Origin of the sequence: Bradyrhizobium sp. (genome assembly GCF_004799445.1) — a bacterium.
Classification (GTDB): Bacteria; Pseudomonadota; Alphaproteobacteria; order Rhizobiales; family Xanthobacteraceae; genus Bradyrhizobium.
Genome location: NZ_SSNA01000141.1, coordinates 17,984 through 35,936 on the forward strand (window position 1 = coordinate 17,984; position 17,953 = coordinate 35,936).

Sequence of the window (17,953 nt, forward strand, 5' to 3'; positions counted from 1 at the left end):
CGGCTAGCTCAACACCTCGACCCGGTAATTCTCGATCACCGTGTTGGCCAACAGCTTATCGGCGGCGTCCTTCAACGCCGCCTCGGCCTTGGCCTTGTCGGAGCCCGACAGCTCGATGTCGAACACCTTGCCCTGGCGCACGCTGGCAACGCCATCGACACCGAGCGATTTCAGCGCGCCTTCGATGGCCTTGCCCTGCGGGTCAAGGATGCCTGATTTCAGGGTGACGGTGACACGTGCTTTCACGAGAACAACCTTTAGCTCTTCACCAGCACCGGACCGGAGCCCGCGGGCCGTTCGTTTTCGATCAGAATTCCCAATCGCTTGGCAACCTCGGTGTAGGCCTCCAGAAGGCCGCCGAGATCGCGGCGAAAGCGATCCTTGTCGAGCTTCTCGTTCGACTTGATATCCCATAGCCGGCACGAATCGGGCGAGATCTCGTCGGCGACGATGATCCGCATCATCTCGTTCTCGAACAGCCGGCCGCATTCCATCTTGAAATCGACCAGGCGGATGCCGATGCCGAGAAACAGCCCGGTGAGGAAGTCGTTGACGCGGATCGCCAACGCCATGATGTCGTCGATCTCCTGCGGCGTGGCCCAGCCGAACGCCGTGATATGCTCCTCGGAGACCATGGGGTCGTTGAGCTGGTCGTTCTTGTAGTAGAACTCGATAATCGAGCGCGGCAGCTGGGTACCTTCCTCGATTCCGAGGCGCTGCGACAGCGATCCCGCCGCCACATTGCGCACCACCACCTCGAGCGGCACGATCTCGACCTCGCGAATCAGCTGCTCGCGCATGTTGAGGCGGCGGATGAAATGGGTCGGCACCCCGATGTCGTTGAGGTGCTGAAACAGGTATTCTGAAATCCGGTTGTTGAGGACGCCCTTGCCCTCGATCACCTGGTGTTTTTGCTTGTTGAACGCGGTCGCATCGTCCTTGAAGTGCTGGATCAGGGTTCCCGGCTCCGGCCCTTCGTAAAGCACCTTGGCCTTGCCTTCATAAATGCGGCGTCGACGGCTCATTGGGATGTACCGTGTGTTGTTGAAATCCATGAATTTGGTGTGCTCCGGATGACAAGAATTGAGACCCACGACGGAGCTGCCGCGAAGGCCAGGGACCAAGAAACAGAACGAGAACCGAGCCTGGAATCCAACCTATCTGATTGGCCTATCCAGCACAATCGATCCGGTCTCCCCCGGACAGGGTTTTACCCCTTTAGCTGCGGCTTTAAGGCTCGTTGCCTTAACCATTCGCTCTACTATCTAGGCATACAGACGCCCTGCCGCAATGAGGCCGCCAGCGGCCCAAATCAGCGCCAGAAGGAACTTTGATCATGACCACGTTCGACAAGCGCGAGGAAGGTTTTGAGAAGAAGTTCGCGCTCGACGAGGAGCAGAAGTTCAAGGCAGCCGCCCGTCGCAACAAGCTGCTCGGATTGTGGGCGGCCGATAAACTCGGCCTGTCGCCCGATGCCGCCAACACCTATGCCAGGGAAGTGGTCGCGGCCGAATTCGAAGGCACCGGCGACGCCGGCGTGGTCGGCAAGGTGACGGGCGATCTCGCCGCCAGAAACGTCGCGATCACGGAAGCGCAGGTCCGGGTGAAAATGGACGAGCTGATGGCGCAGGCCATCCTCGAGGTGAAGGCGGGGACGTGAGGCACAGCCGCTCTCTCCACCGTCATTGCGAGGAGCGCGAGCGACGAAGCAATCCACCTTTCGTGTCGCTATGGATTGCTTCGCGGAGCCTGTCATCGGGCGCGCATTCGCGCGACCCGTTGGCTCGCAATGACGAGAAATTCCCGCGTAGTCGCGCTGCTCACCCCTCCTTGAAGCCATATTCCGGCACATTGCCGCTGGCGCCGTAATATTTGTACGGCAGGAATTTGCCCGACATCGTGATCTTGACCCGATCGCCCTTCGGATTGGGCAGCCGCTCCATCACCATGTCGAAATCGATCGCCGACATGATGCCGTCGCCATATTCCTCCTCGATCAGCGCCTTCCAGGCCGGGCCGTTGACCATCACCAGTTCATAGAACCGGTAGATCAAGGGATCGGACGGCGGCATCGGAATGCCGCGCATCGGCGTTTCGTTGAGCATCGCGGTTTCGGATTTGGAGAGCCCGAACAGCTCGGCGGCGTTCGCGGCCTGCGGCTTGGTCAGCTTCATCTGGCCGAGGCAGGCGCCGACGATCAGGACTTCGGAATAGCCGCCGATCTTTTCGCAGATGTATTTCCAGCTCCAGCCCTTCTCGCGCTTGATATCGAGCAGCTTTTCGGTGAGGTCGGATCGCTTCATGTCTCTCTCCCTTGTTTAGGTCTCGTCATGCCTGGGTTTGATTTGTGCAATCTGTCCCGGCCATCCACGTTTGGCTCTCTCAGTTTAGGAAGACGTGGACGGCCGGGACAAGCCCGGCCATGACGCCTGCTTTGTTTCCTGCAGCGGCCCATCCGCCACCGATGCGATGACCAGTTCGGGCTTTCCGATCCGCACCACCGGCACGTTGCGCGGATCGTGGCCGGGCGTATCGGTCGCAAAGCTCTTGCTGCGGCTGACCAGGAAATCAACGATGTGATTTCGTACCGCGTAGTAATAGGGATGGCGGTGCAGATCGGTGCGGCCGCGGTCCTTCGGCAGCGGGTTCTCGACGATCTCGGCCAGCACGGCGGCGGGCCCGTTGGTCATCAGGAAAATCCTGTCGGCGAGATAGATCGCCTCGTCGACATCATGGGTGATCATGAATGCGGTCTGCCCGGTCTCCAGGCAGATGCGGCGGACCTCGTCCTGCAGCGTGCCGCGCGTCAGCGCATCCAGCGCCGAGAACGGCTCGTCCATCAGCATGATCTTCGGCGTGATCGACAGCGCGCGCGCAATGCCGACGCGCTGCTTCATGCCGCCGGAGAGTTCCGACGGACGCTTATGCTCGGCGCCGGTGAGGCCTACGAGATCGATAAACGTCTGCGCGTGCGCCCTGACCCTGGCGCGATCCCAGTCGCGCCATTTCGACGTCACGGCATAGGCAACGTTGCCGAGCACGGTGCGCCACGGCAGCAGCGCGTGGCTCTGGAAAATCACCGCGCGGTCGAGGCTGGTGCCCTCGATCGCCTGCCCGTCCACGATCACGGCGCCTGCGCTTGGCGCATCCAACCCCGCAAGGATGTTGAGCACCGTGGTCTTGCCGCAGCCGGAGTGACCGATCACGCAGCCGAATTCGCCGCGCTGCATCGATAGCCAGAGATTCTCGAATACCGCGATTTCGCCGCCGCCGGCGCCCGGGTAGCGCTTTGCGATGGCTTCGATGGAGATGAATTTTTCGGTCATGGGTTAGTCTCGTGTCCCGCGGGCGGTGCGACACGCAGTGATGCACCGCAGACGCGGGACCCACGTTGCTGTGGGTCCCGGTTCTGCACGGCGGCACGGAGCCTGTGCTCGGGCCGCGCCAGGCGCGGACCCGAGTGCGCCGCAGTGCGCCCGGAACACGACAAAGGTCGGGTTTACGGTCATCGCATCATTCCGGGAACGTGACCATGCGGGTGAAGCGCGCCAGAATCTGGTCGAGCAGCATGCCGACCATGCCGATCAGGAGAATGGCGATGATGACATTGGTGATCGAGAGGTTGTTCCACTCGTTCCAGACGAAGTAGCCGATGCCGGTGCCGCCGACCAGCATTTCGGCGGCGACGATCACCAGCCACGCGATGCCGATCGAGATCCGCATCCCCGTCAGAATGGTCGGCGCGGCCGCCGGCAGGATGACGGTGAAGGCGCGCCGGAGCGTGCCGACTTCGAGCGTGCGCGCGACGTTGATCCATTCCTTGCGCACGGCGGCGACGCCGAACGCGGTATTGAGCAGCATCGGCCATACCGAACAGATGAAGATCACGAAGATCGCGGACAGTCCGGAATCCTTGATGGTGTAGAGCGCCAGCGGCATCCAGGCGAGCGGCGAGATCGGCTTCAGAATCTGGATGAATGGATCGAGCGCCCGGTTGATCAGGGGCGACATCCCGATCAGGAAGCCGAGCGGGATGGCGACGATGACGGCAAGAAGATACCCGAGCCCGACGCGCGCGATCGAGTAGCCGAGCTGGATGCCCAGTCCCTTGTCGTTCGGCCCATTGTCGTAGAAGGGCCGCTGCAGGTGCTCCCACAATTTGGCGCCGACATCGAGCGGACCCGGCATCGCCGATTTGCCGGCCGTCGCTGTCAGGCCCATCAGCCTGGCGTATTCCGGACTCATGCTGGCGACCGCGCCGGTGCCGCGCGTGGCGATGTGCCAGACCCCGATGAAGGCTGCGAACAGCGCGATCGAAACGATTGCCGCGCGAAGGCGGAGGGATGAGGTCATCGCACTCTCCCCGCTTGCGGGGAGAGGGTTGGGGTGAGGGGGAATCGCCAGGAACTCAACTCGTGGAGAGTCCCCCTCACCCGGATCGCGCGCTGACGCGCGCCATCCGACCTCTCCCCGCACGCGGGGAGGGGTGAACAAGCGGAAGTCGTCGCCTTATTCTTCACGACGACTTCCTGATCTTGAAGCTGTTGAGATAATCCTCTGGAGCAGCCGGATCGAAGGTCTTGCCCATCACCGCGAACGACTTGTAGGAAGATGCCGGCGGCGCCAGCCCCATCTCGGCCATGGTTTTGCGCGTGTCGGTCGCGAGATAGACCTGCTCGGCGATCGACTTGTAATCCACATCGCCCTTGACCTGACCCCAGCGCTTCATCTGCGTGAGCATCCAGACCGCGAAGGATTGCCAGGGGAACGGGTCGAAGTCGACGCGCTTGGCGTCGGTTTTGACGCCGCCCAGCCCGTCGGCATAGGTCCCGGTCAGCACCTGCTCCAGCACGGTGACCGGCGCGTTGATGTAATTCGCCGGCGCGATCGCCTCGGCGATCTGTTTGCGATGCTCCGCCTTCGAGGCGTAGGCCGTCGCATCGAGAATCGCCCGGGTCAGAGCCGCAAAACTGTTGGGCGAGCCCGTGATGAACTCCCGGCTCGCCGCGAAGCTGCAGCAGGGATGCCCGTCCCAGATCTCCTTGGACAAAAGGTGCATGAAGCCGACGCCGTCATAGATCGCGCGCTGGCAGATATTGTCCGGCGCGAGGAAGCCGTCGATGTTCTCGGCGCGAAGATTGGCGACCATCTCCGGCGGCGGCACCGAGCGCAGTTGCACATCGGTATCGGGATCGAGACCGTGTTCGGCGAGGTAGTAGCGCAACAAATAGTTGTGCATGGAATAGTCGAACGGAATGGCGAACTTCATGCCTTTCCAGTCTTTGGGATCGCGCTTGTCCTTGTGCTTCATCGCCAGCGTGATGCCCTGCCCGTTGATGTTCTCGATCGCCGGCACCGCAAACGGGATCGCCTGCGCGCCGAGGCCGAGCGAAATCGCGATCGGCATCGGCGCCAGCATGTGGGCGGCGTCGTATTCCTTGTTGATGGTCTTGTCGCGGATCACGGCCCAGCCGGCGGTCTTGACCACCTCGACGTTGAGGCCGTGCCTGGCATAGAAGCCGAGCGGCGCCGCCATGATGATCGGCGTCGCGCAGGTGATCGGGATGAAGCCGACTTTCAGGTCCTTTTTCTCCGGCGCGCCGCTTTCGGCAAACGCCTCGGTCGCCGTCTTCAGCGGAAAGAATTGCGAGATCGCGGCGAGTGCGGTCGAGGCCCCGACCGATTTCAGGAACGCCCGGCGCGCGGCATCCTTGGGAAACATCGCGCGCATCACCGCCGAAGCAACGACGCCCTCGTACCGCGCCTCGGTACTCGCCACCGGTTCGCAGCGCAGCGCCAAAGCGGCCTGATCGTGTTCGGTCGCGGACCGATGCTGGCCGCACGCACAGCCCGCCCGCGAAAGCTTGCGGCCGGCATCGAAGGGGTCGTCGAAGGTGGACATGCTTCATTCCCTCACGTGGTGCCGATCGAACAGGGGGCAAATCCCGCCACGCGCGGGGGGATTCACCGTCCGGCCGCTAACAATTCGGCCGGGCGGTGAAAAAACATGCAGGTTCTATGCCGCTTTTTCGGTCAGCTTGGCCTCGGTGGGCAGGCCTTCCTCGATCGGCAGCGACGGATCGCGCGACCATTCGTTCCATGAGCCGAAATACATCCGGACATCCTTCACTCCGGCATTCTTCAGCGCGAGGAAGGTGTTCGACGCCCGCGCGCCCTTGAAGCAATAGAGGTAGACCGGGGTATTCTGCGAGATGCCGACGGTGGCGCATTCGGCCAGGATTTCATCCTTGGACTTGAAGCGAGGTCCCTCTGCCGTCGGCTTCATCATGCGGTACCATTCAAGCCAGACGGCGCCGGGGATGCGCCCCTTGCGCGGGCAGAAATCCTTGCCATAGGGCGAGGAACTGTCACCGATCCACTCATCGACGTCGCGCACGTCGAGCAGAGCGATGCCGGGCTTGCCGACGGCGGCCAGCATGGTCTTGGCGTCGATCAGGATGTCGGCGGCTTCGGGAACGATCGAGAACGAGGCCGGCGCAGGCTTCGGCACAGCGGTCGTGACCGGCAATCCCTTGGCCACCCAGGCGTCGTAGCCGCCATGCAAGACCTTGATCTTGGGATAGCCAAGCATGGTCAAGAGGAAATAGCCGCGGCAGGACTGGCCGAAACCCGAATTCATCGACTGTTCGTAAATGACCGCGGTTTCCTTGCCCGACAGTCCGGCCTTTCCGAAGGCGTCGGCGAACTTCGTCTTCAACTCGTGAATGCCTTCCGGCGTTGAGGTGGCGAGGTAAGTGAATATCTCGTGCACATTCACGGCATTCGGAATGTGTCCCGCGCCATAAGCATCCGGATTGCGGGTGTCGATGATGACACACGGCTCCCTGGATACGAGTTCGGCGAGTTCGCTGGCAGAAATCAGAATGTCCGTCATGGCAGCCTCTCCTTTCTTGGGTGGTTGGGGTCGATCCGAAGTCCTCTTAAGAAATTCACATGTCGGCCAGCATCTTGCGCAGTTGCTTGGTGGCGGGCGTGACGATGGCGACGAAATAGGCTTCGCGAAGCCGTCTCTGGGCGCGATGGCTCATGAGATAACCGCGCGCGCCGCAATGGAGCATCGCCGAATGGGCGGCCGCGACGCAGGCATCGCCGGCCTGCAAGCGCAGGTCGACGACGTCGCGCCAATAGGCGTCGTCTTCATTGAACGGATCGCGCGCCAATTCCATCGTCCGGGATTCGAGATCTGAAAGCAGATCCCGGAAATCGACCGGCTGTTGCGGCAGATAGCGATTGACGTGGCCGAGTGGCGCATCGACCTCGTTCATGATGTTGATGCAGTCCTTGATAAGCCCGGTGGCCATGCCAGCCTGCAGCAGGATGAAGCCTGCGCGGATTCTCCTGATGAAGGCGCCGGCCGGGTCGGCCAGGATGAGATCGTCGGGCACGAAGACGTCACGGAATTGGACGCCATAGGTGCCGGTGCCATCCATCGCAAGGAACGGCTTGCACGGCTGCAAGGTGACGCCCGGGTCGGAACAATCGGCCAGGAACATCACCATGCCGCCGGGCTCGTCCTCGCGCTCGAAAATGGTGCCGAAGAAATGCCCGGGCCCGAGATTGGACACCCAGGGCAGCGCGCCCCTGACGGTGTAGCCGCCATCGACCTTGCGGCCCCTGAGTTTCAGCTTCTCGATTCCGAAGAAGCTCTTCATCGGGTTGGAAAGGCCGGTGCCGCCGAGGATTTTTCCGGTCGCGAATTGGTCGCCGAATCTGGCAACGAGCTTGGGATTGCTGGAATTCGCGGCGTACCAGACCAGCGTATTCTGGCACCACGCCATGAAGGCGGTCGCGCCACAGACTTCGCCGAGGGCGGCGATCGACTGAATGGCGCAGCGCAGATCGGCTGCGCCATTCTTTGGTTGATGACTGGCCCACGCGCCGACATCGCCGAGGCGCCGGAGCAGTTCGTCCGGATAGACGGAGCCGGCGTCGATCGCGGCCGCCATCGGTGCCAGGTTTTTGCGGGCGATTGTCGCGACCTGATCGGCAATCGATGCCGAAGGCAGATCATCTTCGACCGCGCGCCTCGATACCGCCAATGAACCCATGACACCCTCCGCCATACGCCTGGTTTTGCAACGTGCGGCCTTTTTGGCCGTTAAGCGCTGACCTCGAGATTGACGGGGCGCGTGAAGGTGTTGGCGACCGGCGACCACTTCTTGACGTGGGCCACCAGTGCGTCGATCTCGCTTTGCGGGATGCCCTCGCATTCCATGTCGACCTTGACCCGCACATCGGTGAAGCCGACCGGTTTCTCGCTGACGTCGCCGGTGCCCCAGACCGCGGTGATGTTGAGGTCGCCCTCAAGCTGGAGCTCGAGCTTGTTGACGATCCAGCCGCGATGCACCGCGTTGGCGTGCAGCCCCACGGCAAGGCACGAGCCCAGCGCAGCGAGCGAAGCCTCGGAGGGATTCGGCGCGGTGTCGTCGCCGAGCAGGCCCGGGGGTTCGTCGACGATGTAGGGCGCGAGGTTACGGATGTAGTTGGCGTGGCGGAACTTGCCTTCGGCCACCGTCTTGCACTTCAAGGTCTTGATGACCTTCGGATTGGCCTTGCCGTTGGCGATGAGCTGTTCCAGCCCGTCCTTGTCGATCGGGGCAAGGCAGCCTGTGAGCACTGTTTTCTGAGCGACCGCGGTCATTGATTTTCTCCCTAGGGGCAGGATACCGAACGGTCTGTATCCTGCATGAAGCGTGCCAGATGCCGTCCGGGAGAAAACCCAAAGTCCCAAAGCCGCTTAGCCCGCGCTGCCTTCGAATCGACCAGCGACGGGCTGCTTAATCGTGATGCAATTGCTGACGAGCGCGATCATTTTGCGCGCAGCAAGATGCGACTTGATGATTGCGGCACAGTTGGATTAACTGGACACATGGGCAAAGCATCCTTGAAGGGACGTTCCGCCGTGGCCAATGTCGCCGCTGGCGACGATGAGTCCGCGCGCGGACGCCTGCTGAGCGCCGCGACGCGGCTGTTCTGCAAGAACGGCATCAATGCGACCGGCATCGACGCCATCATCAATGAAGCCGGCACCGCGAAGACAACCCTCTACAAGCTGTTCGGATCGAAAAATAACCTGGTGCATGCTGTGCTCGAGACCGAGGGCAAGCAGTGGCGCGAATGGTTCATCGCGGCCATCGAAACCGGCGGCGGCAGCGCGCAGGCCAAGCTTGCGCGGATTTTCCCTGCGCTGAAGGACTGGTTTCGCCAGGAGCGCTTTTACGGCTGCCCTTTCATCAACGCCGTCGGCGAGCACGACAAGGATCAGAAGCAGCTTCGCGCCATCGCGATGCGGCACAAGAAGGTGGTTCTCGCCTACATCGAGAAGCTCGCCGGCGAAATGGGCGCGGCCGAGCCGGAAGTGCTGGCCCATCAGTTGGCATTGCTGATGGACGGCGCGATCGTCGCGGCCATGGTGTCGCGCGATCCCGGCGTCGCAGACACGGCGGGTTTAGCGGCGTGCTCGCTGTTTGTGCCTTCGAAGCCAAAGAAGGCCAAGCGCGCGGGCAGCGCGCCGGAACAGCTGATGGCGGTCTGATCGGACGGACGGCGACGCCGTCCTTCCCCGCTTATTTGCCGAGATGCTTGTCGAAGAAGCCCGCGATCTCCTCGAACACTTCTTTCGACTCCGGCGCGGTATCGTCACGGATGTAATGGGCGTGCGACATCCCCTCATAGACCTGCAGGGTGGCCTCGACGCCCGCCTGACGAAGCTTGCGGTGAACGCGAACCGTATTGCTCAGCAGCAGGTCGCGGGTGCCGCTGGTCAGGATGGTCGGCGGAAAGCCCTTCATGTCGCCGTAAACCGGCGACAGCATCGGGTCCTTCATGTCGTGTCCGTTGGCATAGACTTTGGTGCCCGCGTCACAAAAGCCGTCTGGGGAAACCAGCACGTTGTCCAGCATCGCGTTGGTTTGGAAGGTGTCGCCGATCTTGGTGACATCCGACATCGGCGTTCCCGGCCCGATGGCCCCGGGCAACGGAAGCCCGAGCTCCCTCGCCTTCAGCACCATTTCGAGCGTCAATGAGCCGCCGGCCGAGGTCCCGAAGATCGCCATGTTCTTTGCGTCCATGGTCTTCAAGGCCGCTTTCCAGACCGTAATGCCGTCGTCCAGCGCGGCCGGGAAATAGGCTTCCGGCGGCATGCGGTAATCCACCGAGATCACCTTGATGTGCCCGAAACCGGCCATGAAGATGGCTTCCGGCAATCCGGCGTCGCCGGGATTGAGCACGTAACAGCCGCCATGCATGTGGATCAGCTGTCGGTTGCGGTTCTCGGGCGCGATCGTTTCGGGAGTGACGATGTAGGCCCGCACGCCGTCGATTGTGGTCTTCTCGACCTTCACCTTGAGGCGCTCGAGCATGCCGGGCACGTTCTTGACCAGCGCCGCCGCGCCCGCATCCGCGACCGGCTTCCATTCCTCGCCGGTCTTGGGCTGGATATTCCAGTTCGACCGCAGTGGCGCGCCGATGACCTTCTGCAACTGCGGGCTGACGTCGGTCGGCACGGGAATCGTCTTGGCCGGCACTTCGAGCGCGGCAGGAGCCGCGGTCTGCGCGGAAACCTGCGTCATCGTGGCGACGGACAACAGGGCCAGGCAGCCTACGGCCACGGCATGGTCAAGCGAACGCGGCGACTTCTTCATCGGTCGTCTCCAATTCCAGGGTTATATTGTTGCAAAGCCACGCTCTATTTGAGCGCGGCCTCAACCTTGGCGAGGCCGGCATTGGCGCAGACTTCGTCCTTTTCGCCGCCAGGCGCGCCCGATACGCCAACGCCGCCGATCACCTCATTGCCCGCCCGGATCGGAACGCCGCCACCGACACCGACCACGCCGGGGATCTGGCGGATGAAGGCGTTGGCGGGATCCTCGAGCAGCTTCATGGTCTGCAGCGAGGTCTGGTTGCGGGTGCGGGCGGTGTAGGCCTTCAGGCGGCTGAATTCCATGGTGTGCGGGCCGGTGCCGTCGCCGCGCAGCTGGGCCGCGACATTGCCGGACTTGTCCAGGATGGTGACGGAAACCTTGTAGCCGTCCTTGGTGCACTGTTCGATCGCGCCCTGGATGATGGCGAGCGACAGGCCCATCGAGACATTCTTTTCGACCTGAGGCGCCTGCGCCAAGGCAGGCGCGGCGGCGAAGATCGAAACCGAGGCGAGGAATGCTACTCTGACGGCACCCATCTGGGGTCTCCCTTTGGTTATTGATTGTTCTTGTTGAACCCTAATCCGTCCGACTTAATCCTGGCAACTGCAGAGAAATTCGCGCCCGGCCCGGTTGTCCCTGCCGTCAGGAAGATCCCGGCAGACAGGATTCGAGCCGATCGAGTTCGGCCGCAAGATCGCCCTCGACATCGGCGACGCCCATAGTGACGACCCGGTAGCCGCGCGTCTCCAGCCAGGCCTGCCGCGCGGCGCGATCCCTGACAATGAGGTCGGTCTCGCCGGGGTTGATCAGTTCGATCGCGATCCGGTGCACGAAGGAGACAAAATCCGGAATATGCCGGCCGACCGGGGTCTGGCGCTTGAACTGGCCGGCGAAGCGGCGGTCGCGGGTCAACGCCTGCCACATGATCCGCTCGGCGTCGGTCGGATTGCGCCGCAACAGCCGCGCCAGCCCGCGCACCGTGCCGCTTTCCGATGGCAGGGCGCCCTGCCCGTGCTCGGCCAGCAGCGCCCGCAACCGGGTGGCCTGCGCGCCATCGAGCACGCCGCCCTTGGCCGGCCCCTTGCGTCCCTCGGCAATCGCCATCACCACGCCGTGCAGGGTGTGCATGTCCTGTTTGGTCGAATCCATCCGGGTGAAGATGTTGCGCAAATTGACCAGCATGGTCTCGCGCTTCTCCGCCGGACGCAGGAATTCGACCTTGTCGAGTTCGCGAACCAGATTGTCGAAGAAGGCCTGCATCTGGTGCTGCGAGGCGGGCTCGGAGCGTTCGGGCATCGAAAACGGCAACGCGCCTTCGGTTGCGAGCTTGAACCATTCGTAGCCGATCAGCAGCACCGCCTGCGCCAGATTGAGTGAAGCAAAGCCGGGATTGACCGGAAAGGTGATGATGCGGTTGGCAAGCCCGACCTCCTCGTTCTGCAACCCGTAGCGCTCGCGGCCAAAAAGGATGCCGACCGTACCGCCGGCGGCGGTCTGGCCGGCCATCTCCCGCGCGGCGGCTTCCGGCCCGACCACCGGCTTGGCCTGATCATGGGCGCGGGCGGTCGTGGCGAACAACAGCGTGCAGTCGGCGACCGCCTGCTCGACCGTGTCGAACAGCTCCACATGATCCAGGATATGGTCGGCGCCCGAGGCGGCGCGCTGCGCGCTGATATTCGGCCAGCCGTCGCGCGGGTTGACGATGCGCAAGCGCGTCAGGGCGAAATTTCCCATCGCGCGGGCGGCCATGCCGATGTTCTCGCCGAGCTGGGGCTCGACCAGAATGACAATGGGGCCGGCGAGGTCAAAGCCCGATTTGGTCTTGTCGGTGCCCGAACCGGACATCTCACTTCACCCTCTGATTCAAGCTGATTGCAGGTGTCTGAAGGCCTTGAATCAACTTCTGAAGAAACTGATTCAAACTCCTCAGCCAACGAGCCCCTCGTTTGCCTGTCCGGGAGAATTTCTCAAGCAATATAATCGGCTTAGTGAAATTTTCTGGCATGGGGCCGAAACCCGAATGCGGCGTCACAACCGTCGCTTGCGCGCGCTCGCCTTTCGGATAGGCTATCAGTCAAAATTAAAACGAACCCGAAAGCTGGCTCAACGGCGCGGGGCACAGGGGAGGTTACCATGCATCGCAAATGGTCTCTGGCCATTGCCGGAGTGATTCTGATTTTGGCCGGCGCCGTGCTGGCTTATTTGACGCAAACCTCGGGCGGCATCCAGATCAGGGATGTCCGCTTTGCCGGCGCCAAGGGCAACACCATGAGCGCCCTGCTCTATATCCCGCCCAATGCGACCGCCAAGACCCCCGCCCCCGGCATTCTGGCCGTGCATGGCTACATCAATTCGCGCGAGACCCAGGATGGCTTCGCCATCGAGTTTGCCCGCAGGGGTTACGTGGTGCTGGCGCTCGACCAGACCGGCCACGGTTACAGCGATCCGCCGGCGTTCGCCAACGGCTTTGGCGGGCCCGATGGGCTCGCCCATCTGCGCAGCCTCGACATCGTCGACAAGAACAATATTGGGCTCGAGGGCCATTCGATGGGCGGCTGGACCGTGCTTGCGGCCGCGACCGCCATGCCGAACGACTACAAGTCGATGGTGCTGGAGGGATCCTCGACCGGCAAACCGTTCGCCGCCGAGGGCAGCGCAAGCTGGCCGCGCAACGTCGCGCTGGTGTTCGCGCAATACGAGGAATTTCCGGACCTGATGTGGGGCGTCGAGCGGGCGCGCGACGTCACCCAAAGCCCAAAACTCTGGGCGTTGTTTGGCACCCAAGGCGCCGTCGAACCCGGCAAGGTCTATGGCGACCTCGCGCAAGGCACGGCCAGAGTGCTGTACACGCCGGCGATCACCCATCCGGACGAGCATATCTCGCGTCAAGCCATCGGCTACAGCCTCGACTGGTTCGCCAAGACCTTGCAGGGCGGCACGCCGCTCCCCTCGGATGACCAAATCTGGTTCCGCAAGGAGATCGGCACCCTGATCGCACTGATCGGCTTTGTCGTGCTGCTGCTCGGGGTGTTCGACAGCCTGCTCGAATCGCCGGTGTTTTCGCACCTGAGACTGCCCGTGATCGCCGACGGTACCGCGCCGGCGCCGGTCGCGCCCAGCGGCGGCCGCTGGACCGCAGCCTTTGTGCTATCCGCCTTCATTCCCGCGCTGATCTACTATCCGGCATTCGCGCTGGGCGGCACCTTCGTGACGCCGTCGGCCTACCTGCCGCAAGGCATCACCAACCAGATCATGGTCTGGGCCGTCATCAATGCGCTGATCGCGCTCGCACTGATGCCGTTCGCGCCCAAACGCGCCAGCCGGACCGGGATCATCGGCCCGTCGATCCTGATCGCATTGGCCACCGTGATCGTCGGCTATGCCGCACTTTGGCTCGCCGACGTCGCCTTCAAGGTCGATTTCCGGTTCTGGATCGTCGCTTTGAAGCTGATGAGCGCAAAGCAATTCCTGATCTTCCTGATCTATCTCATTCCGTTCACGGCGTTTTTCGTAATCTCGCTGCGCGTGCTACACCGGAATTTTTCGACCATAAGCGCAGGCCGCGTCGCGCTTTATTCGACCAATATCCTGGCGTTGACGCTCGGTTTGATCGTGCTGCTGGCCTTGCAGTACGGCACGCTGTGGCTATCGGGAAAGCTGTTCAACCCGGTACCCGATCCCGGCTTCGTGCCGCTCTCCACCATCATCGCCATCCAGTTCGTACCGGTGTTTGCGACATGCGCCGTGATCGCCACCTTCACCTGGCGGCGTACCGGCTCCAGCCTGCCCGGCGCCTTGATCTGCGGCCTCGTCGTTACCTGGTACGTGGTGGCAGGCACCGCCACGCAGGCGGCGTTCTAGAGCGTTTTCGAGCGAAGTGGGCACCGGTTGGCATAGCAATCAAGTTTACGCAGATTGCGTGGACTTATCTGCGGTAGAGAACGCGTCAAGATTGAAGAGATAGAGCCCCGGTTCTGATCAATCAGAACCGGGGCTCTAGGCTAAAAGATCGGCTTAAACTGCATAACGCCTTGGCTTTCGCCAGGGCGTTTGCGGTGCTATAGCGCGCAGATCATCCCATCCACCCCGAAACGCGCTATTCCAAAAAGGCCCGATCTCCATGGCAAAAATCAAGGTGACCAACCCCGTCGTCGAACTCGATGGCGACGAGATGACCCGGATCATCTGGCAATACATCAAGGACAAGCTGATCAACCCGTTCCTCGATATCAACCTGATGTATTTCGACCTCGGGATGGAGTACCGCGACAAGACCAACGACCAGGTTACGATCGATGCCGCCAATGCCATCAAGAAGGTCGGCGTCGGCGTCAAATGCGCCACCATCACCCCGGACGAGGCCCGGGTGAAGGAATTCGGCCTGAAGGAAATGTGGAAATCGCCGAACGGCACCATCCGCAACATCCTTGGCGGCGTGGTGTTCCGCGAACCGATCATCTGCAAGAACGTGCCGCGGCTGGTTCCCGGCTGGACCAAGCCGATCATCATCGGCCGCCACGCCTTTGGCGACCAGTACAAAGCCACCGACTTCACGTTTCCGGGCAAAGGCACGCTGACGATGAAATTCGTCGGCGAGGACGGCAAGGTAATCGAGCGGGAAGTCTACAAGGCCCCCAGCGCCGGCGTGGCGCTGGCGATGTACAATCTTGACGATTCGATCGCCGATTTCGCCCGCGCCTCGTTAAATCAGGGCCTGTCGAAGGGTTACTCGGTCTATCTGTCGACCAAGAACACCATCCTCAAGGTCTATGACGGCCGGTTCAAGGATATCTTCCAGGACATTTTCGACAAGGAATTCAAGGCGAAATTCGACGCCAAGCACATCACCTACGAACACCGCCTGATCGACGACATGGTTGCGGCTGCGATGAAATGGTCGGGCGGCTATGTCTGGGCCTGCAAGAACTACGACGGCGACGTGCAGTCCGACACCATCGCGCAGGGCTACGGCTCGCTCGGCCTGATGACCTCGGTGCTGATGACGCCGGACGGCAAGACGGTGGAGGCCGAGGCCGCCCATGGCACCGTGACGCGGCATTACCGCGAGCATCAGAAGGGCAAGGAGACCTCGACCAATTCGATCGCCTCGATCTTCGCCTGGACCCGCGGGCTGTCGCATCGCGCCAAACTCGACAACAACGAGGCGCTCGACAATTTCGCGCTCACGCTGGAGAAGGTCTGCGTCGATACCGTCGAAGCCGGCTTCATGACCAAGGACCTCGCGCTCCTGGTCGGCGCCGACCAGCGCTGGCTGTCGACCACCGGCTTCCTCGACAAGGTCGCGGAAAACCTCACCAAGGCAATGGCGGCAAAATGAGCACGACACCCCTCAGGAGCGCCCTGCTCGCGTTGCCGTTGATGGCGGCGTCGCTGATCAACGCGTCCGCCGCCGAAACACCCCTCCCCGACGCCGTCGCTGCGCCGGGAGAGATCATCGTGCTCAGCGTGCACGCCGAAGGCGCGCAGGTGTACGAATGCAAGGCCGCCGCCGACGGCAAGCCGGCCTGGGCGTTCCGTGAACCGATCGCGACACTGATCGTCGATGGCAAAACCATCGGCCGGCACTATGCCGGGCCGAACTGGGAACACAGCGACGGCAGCGCCGTGGTCGGCAAATCGATCGGCAATGCCCCGGGCGCGACCGCGAACGATATCCCCTGGCTCAAGCTCGAGGTGACCTCCCGGCGCGGCAGCGGTGTCCTGACCGGGGTCACGACGGTGCAGCGGATCAACACCCAGGGCGGCAAGCTCGAAGGCGCCTGCGACAAAGTCGGCAGCTTCAAGAGCGCGCCTTACGCCGCGGAGTACGTGTTCCTGCGCAAGGGCTGAGCGTGTTCCGGCGGCTCTTGCAGGGATGAGTCCTGAACTGCCCCGGGGCTCGGCATCACCTTCGGATTCCAGATAGCCGGGACTATTTGTCGGCCGGCTGATCGTCATGCGCGACCTGCGAGAGTTCGCCCGTGGCGAGATCGCCGCTATCGGCGAGCCGCGCCTTCGCCGTCTTGCGCACATGCGCGGCGAGCGCGGGCACCCGTTCGATCAGTGCATGGAAATCCTGCGCGTCGAGCGCCAGCAGTCTCGTCTTGCGCATCGCCGTCACCGTGCCGCTTCGCTTGGTCCGGTGCAGCAACGCGATTTCTCCGAAGAACGTGCCGTCCGAAAGCCGAACGCGCCGGTTCGGCAATTCGATCTCGACCTCGCCCGCGGTGATGAAATACATCGAGGACGCGACATCGCCGCGCCGCACCATAATCTCGCCTGTTTCGATGGTCTGCGCCCGCAACAGCCGCATGATGTCGGCGATCTCGGTGGCGCTCAGATGCGAGAACAGCGGCACCCGCGCCAGCATCCCCCAAGTCACAACGAAATCACGCCGCCTTACCTCGTCGGCAAAGGCGGTGGAAATGATCGCCACCGGCAGCGCGATCATCGTCAGGCCGCCAATGATGGCGAATACCGACACCAGTTTGCCCAATGGCGTGACCGGGACGACGTCGCCATAGCCCACGGTGCCCAGCGTCACGATCGCCCACCACATCGCCTGCGGAATGGTACCCAGCTTGTCGGGCTGCACGTCGTGTTCGATCGCATAAAGCAGCGAGGCGAACACCAGCACCGCGCCGGCCAGAATCACGAGACAGCCGAACAGCGTTCGCCGCTCGGCGTGAAGGGCCGCCAGCAGCGAGCGCATCGCCGGCGAATAACGCACCAGCTTGAAAAACGGCAGCACGCCGAGCAACACCAGCGTCGAGCGGCTGCCGGCGACGAGCGCGATCGCTGCCGGCAGGAACGCCAGGAGATCGATGATGCCAAGGCTCGAGAGCGCATATTCGATGCGGTCCTGCGCCGGCGATTTCTTCCGCTGCGAATGGCCAACCACGCTCCAGAGCCGCGCCAGGTATTCCAGCGCAAACACCACCACCGCGGCGATCTTGATGACGGTAAAGGTCCAGCCGAAACGCGCATCGAACTCCGGCACCGACGCCAGGACCATCGCCAGCACGTCGATGATGATGATGGAGACAATCAGGCGGACGAAGCGCGAGCCGGCCGAGTAAGGCAAGTGATCGTGTTCGAGCAGTTCGTAGAACCGATCCCGCAGATCGGGAGCGTTCAACTTCTTGCTGCGCGGAAGGATCGCCAATGCCAGTGTCCCGGTTTTCGAAGTTCGCGCGTTTTCGTCGATGCCCCCCGACCCGAGCTTTGGAATCAAAGGAAACTCATATTAAGCTCCCATGCGGCAGCGGATTTGATGTTCCTCAACGCTC

At 62.5% G+C, this 17,953-nt stretch carries 18 protein-coding genes; 5 read left to right on the forward strand and 13 right to left on the reverse strand.

What is annotated here, in order from left to right:
- Positions 1–3: 3 nt before the first annotated feature.
- Both purS and purC read right to left on the reverse strand, forming a co-directional pair.
- A complete protein-coding gene (gene purS / locus E8A46_RS19460; RefSeq protein ID WP_213245996.1) occupies positions 4–246 on the reverse strand; it encodes a phosphoribosylformylglycinamidine synthase subunit PurS in 243 nt (80 codons plus the stop codon).
- An 11-nt stretch (positions 247–257) separates the two neighbouring features.
- Entirely contained in the window at positions 258–1,025 is a 768-nt protein-coding gene (gene purC / locus E8A46_RS19465) for a phosphoribosylaminoimidazolesuccinocarboxamide synthase (protein ID WP_291564585.1), read from the reverse strand.
- Between the two features lie 311 nt (positions 1,026–1,336).
- Between purC and E8A46_RS19470 the strand changes: the two genes are divergently transcribed.
- Positions 1,337–1,660 carry a DUF1476 domain-containing protein gene (locus tag E8A46_RS19470; RefSeq protein WP_291564587.1) on the forward strand — a complete coding sequence of 108 codons (324 nt, stop codon included), beginning with the start codon at positions 1,337–1,339 and terminating at the stop codon, positions 1,658–1,660.
- A 160-nt stretch (positions 1,661–1,820) separates the two neighbouring features.
- Here the strand turns inward: E8A46_RS19470 and cynS are convergent, their stop codons facing one another.
- The 7 genes from cynS to E8A46_RS19505 form a co-directional block, all read right to left on the reverse strand.
- Positions 1,821–2,303 (reverse strand): cyanase, encoded by a 483-nt coding sequence (gene cynS / locus E8A46_RS19475; protein ID WP_291564590.1) that lies wholly within the window; start codon positions 2,301–2,303, stop codon positions 1,821–1,823.
- Between the two features lie 84 nt (positions 2,304–2,387).
- The gene (locus E8A46_RS19480) at positions 2,388–3,326 is read right to left on the reverse strand and encodes an ABC transporter ATP-binding protein (RefSeq protein WP_291564593.1); all 939 of its coding nucleotides are present in this window, start codon (positions 3,324–3,326) and stop codon (positions 2,388–2,390) included.
- 187 nt (positions 3,327–3,513) lie between these two features.
- Complete coding sequence (gene ntrB, locus E8A46_RS19485; RefSeq protein ID WP_291564595.1) at positions 3,514–4,353, reverse strand: nitrate ABC transporter permease; 840 nt, start codon at positions 4,351–4,353, stop codon at positions 3,514–3,516.
- A 163-nt stretch (positions 4,354–4,516) separates the two neighbouring features.
- A complete protein-coding gene (locus E8A46_RS19490) occupies positions 4,517–5,902 on the reverse strand; it encodes a CmpA/NrtA family ABC transporter substrate-binding protein (protein ID WP_291564598.1) in 1,386 nt (461 codons plus the stop codon).
- A gap of 114 nt (positions 5,903–6,016) precedes the next feature.
- The gene (locus E8A46_RS19495; RefSeq protein ID WP_291564601.1) at positions 6,017–6,895 is read right to left on the reverse strand and encodes a sulfurtransferase; all 879 of its coding nucleotides are present in this window, start codon (positions 6,893–6,895) and stop codon (positions 6,017–6,019) included.
- 55 nt (positions 6,896–6,950) lie between these two features.
- The gene (locus tag E8A46_RS19500; RefSeq protein ID WP_291564604.1) at positions 6,951–8,069 is read right to left on the reverse strand and encodes an acyl-CoA dehydrogenase family protein; all 1,119 of its coding nucleotides are present in this window, start codon (positions 8,067–8,069) and stop codon (positions 6,951–6,953) included.
- A 50-nt stretch (positions 8,070–8,119) separates the two neighbouring features.
- Positions 8,120–8,662: an OsmC family protein gene (locus E8A46_RS19505; RefSeq protein WP_291564607.1), complete on the reverse strand. Its 543-nt coding sequence runs from the start codon at positions 8,660–8,662 to the stop codon at positions 8,120–8,122.
- A 228-nt stretch (positions 8,663–8,890) separates the two neighbouring features.
- Between E8A46_RS19505 and E8A46_RS19510 the strand changes: the two genes are divergently transcribed.
- A complete protein-coding gene (locus E8A46_RS19510) occupies positions 8,891–9,556 on the forward strand; it encodes a TetR/AcrR family transcriptional regulator (protein ID WP_291564610.1) in 666 nt (221 codons plus the stop codon).
- A gap of 31 nt (positions 9,557–9,587) precedes the next feature.
- Here the strand turns inward: E8A46_RS19510 and E8A46_RS19515 are convergent, their stop codons facing one another.
- From E8A46_RS19515 to E8A46_RS19525, 3 genes are all read right to left on the reverse strand, one after another.
- Positions 9,588–10,664, reverse strand: a complete 1,077-nt coding sequence (locus tag E8A46_RS19515) for an alpha/beta hydrolase (RefSeq protein ID WP_291564613.1) — start codon at positions 10,662–10,664, stop codon at positions 9,588–9,590.
- Positions 10,665–10,708: 44 nt separating this feature from the next.
- Positions 10,709–11,200 (reverse strand): heme-binding protein, encoded by a 492-nt coding sequence (locus tag E8A46_RS19520; RefSeq protein ID WP_291564616.1) that lies wholly within the window; start codon positions 11,198–11,200, stop codon positions 10,709–10,711.
- Between the two features lie 106 nt (positions 11,201–11,306).
- On the reverse strand, positions 11,307–12,509 hold the full coding sequence (locus tag E8A46_RS19525) for a TrmJ/YjtD family RNA methyltransferase (protein ID WP_291564619.1): 1,203 nt from the start codon (positions 12,507–12,509) through the stop codon (positions 11,307–11,309).
- Positions 12,510–12,797: 288 nt separating this feature from the next.
- Between E8A46_RS19525 and E8A46_RS19530 the strand changes: the two genes are divergently transcribed.
- From E8A46_RS19530 to E8A46_RS19540, 3 genes are all read left to right on the forward strand, one after another.
- The gene (locus E8A46_RS19530; protein WP_291564621.1) at positions 12,798–14,525 is read left to right on the forward strand and encodes an alpha/beta fold hydrolase; all 1,728 of its coding nucleotides are present in this window, start codon (positions 12,798–12,800) and stop codon (positions 14,523–14,525) included.
- 259 nt (positions 14,526–14,784) lie between these two features.
- Positions 14,785–16,002 (forward strand): NADP-dependent isocitrate dehydrogenase, encoded by a 1,218-nt coding sequence (locus E8A46_RS19535; RefSeq protein WP_291564625.1) that lies wholly within the window; start codon positions 14,785–14,787, stop codon positions 16,000–16,002.
- 41 nt (positions 16,003–16,043) lie between these two features.
- Positions 16,044–16,514, forward strand: a complete 471-nt coding sequence (locus E8A46_RS19540; RefSeq protein WP_291564755.1) for a DUF3455 domain-containing protein — start codon at positions 16,044–16,046, stop codon at positions 16,512–16,514.
- 82 nt (positions 16,515–16,596) lie between these two features.
- On the opposite strand, the gene E8A46_RS19545 is transcribed toward E8A46_RS19540, so the two are convergent.
- Positions 16,597–17,829, reverse strand: coding sequence for a cyclic nucleotide-gated ion channel (locus tag E8A46_RS19545; RefSeq protein ID WP_291564628.1), 1,233 nt, complete (start codon positions 17,827–17,829; stop codon positions 16,597–16,599).
- Positions 17,830–17,953 lie beyond the last annotated feature (124 nt).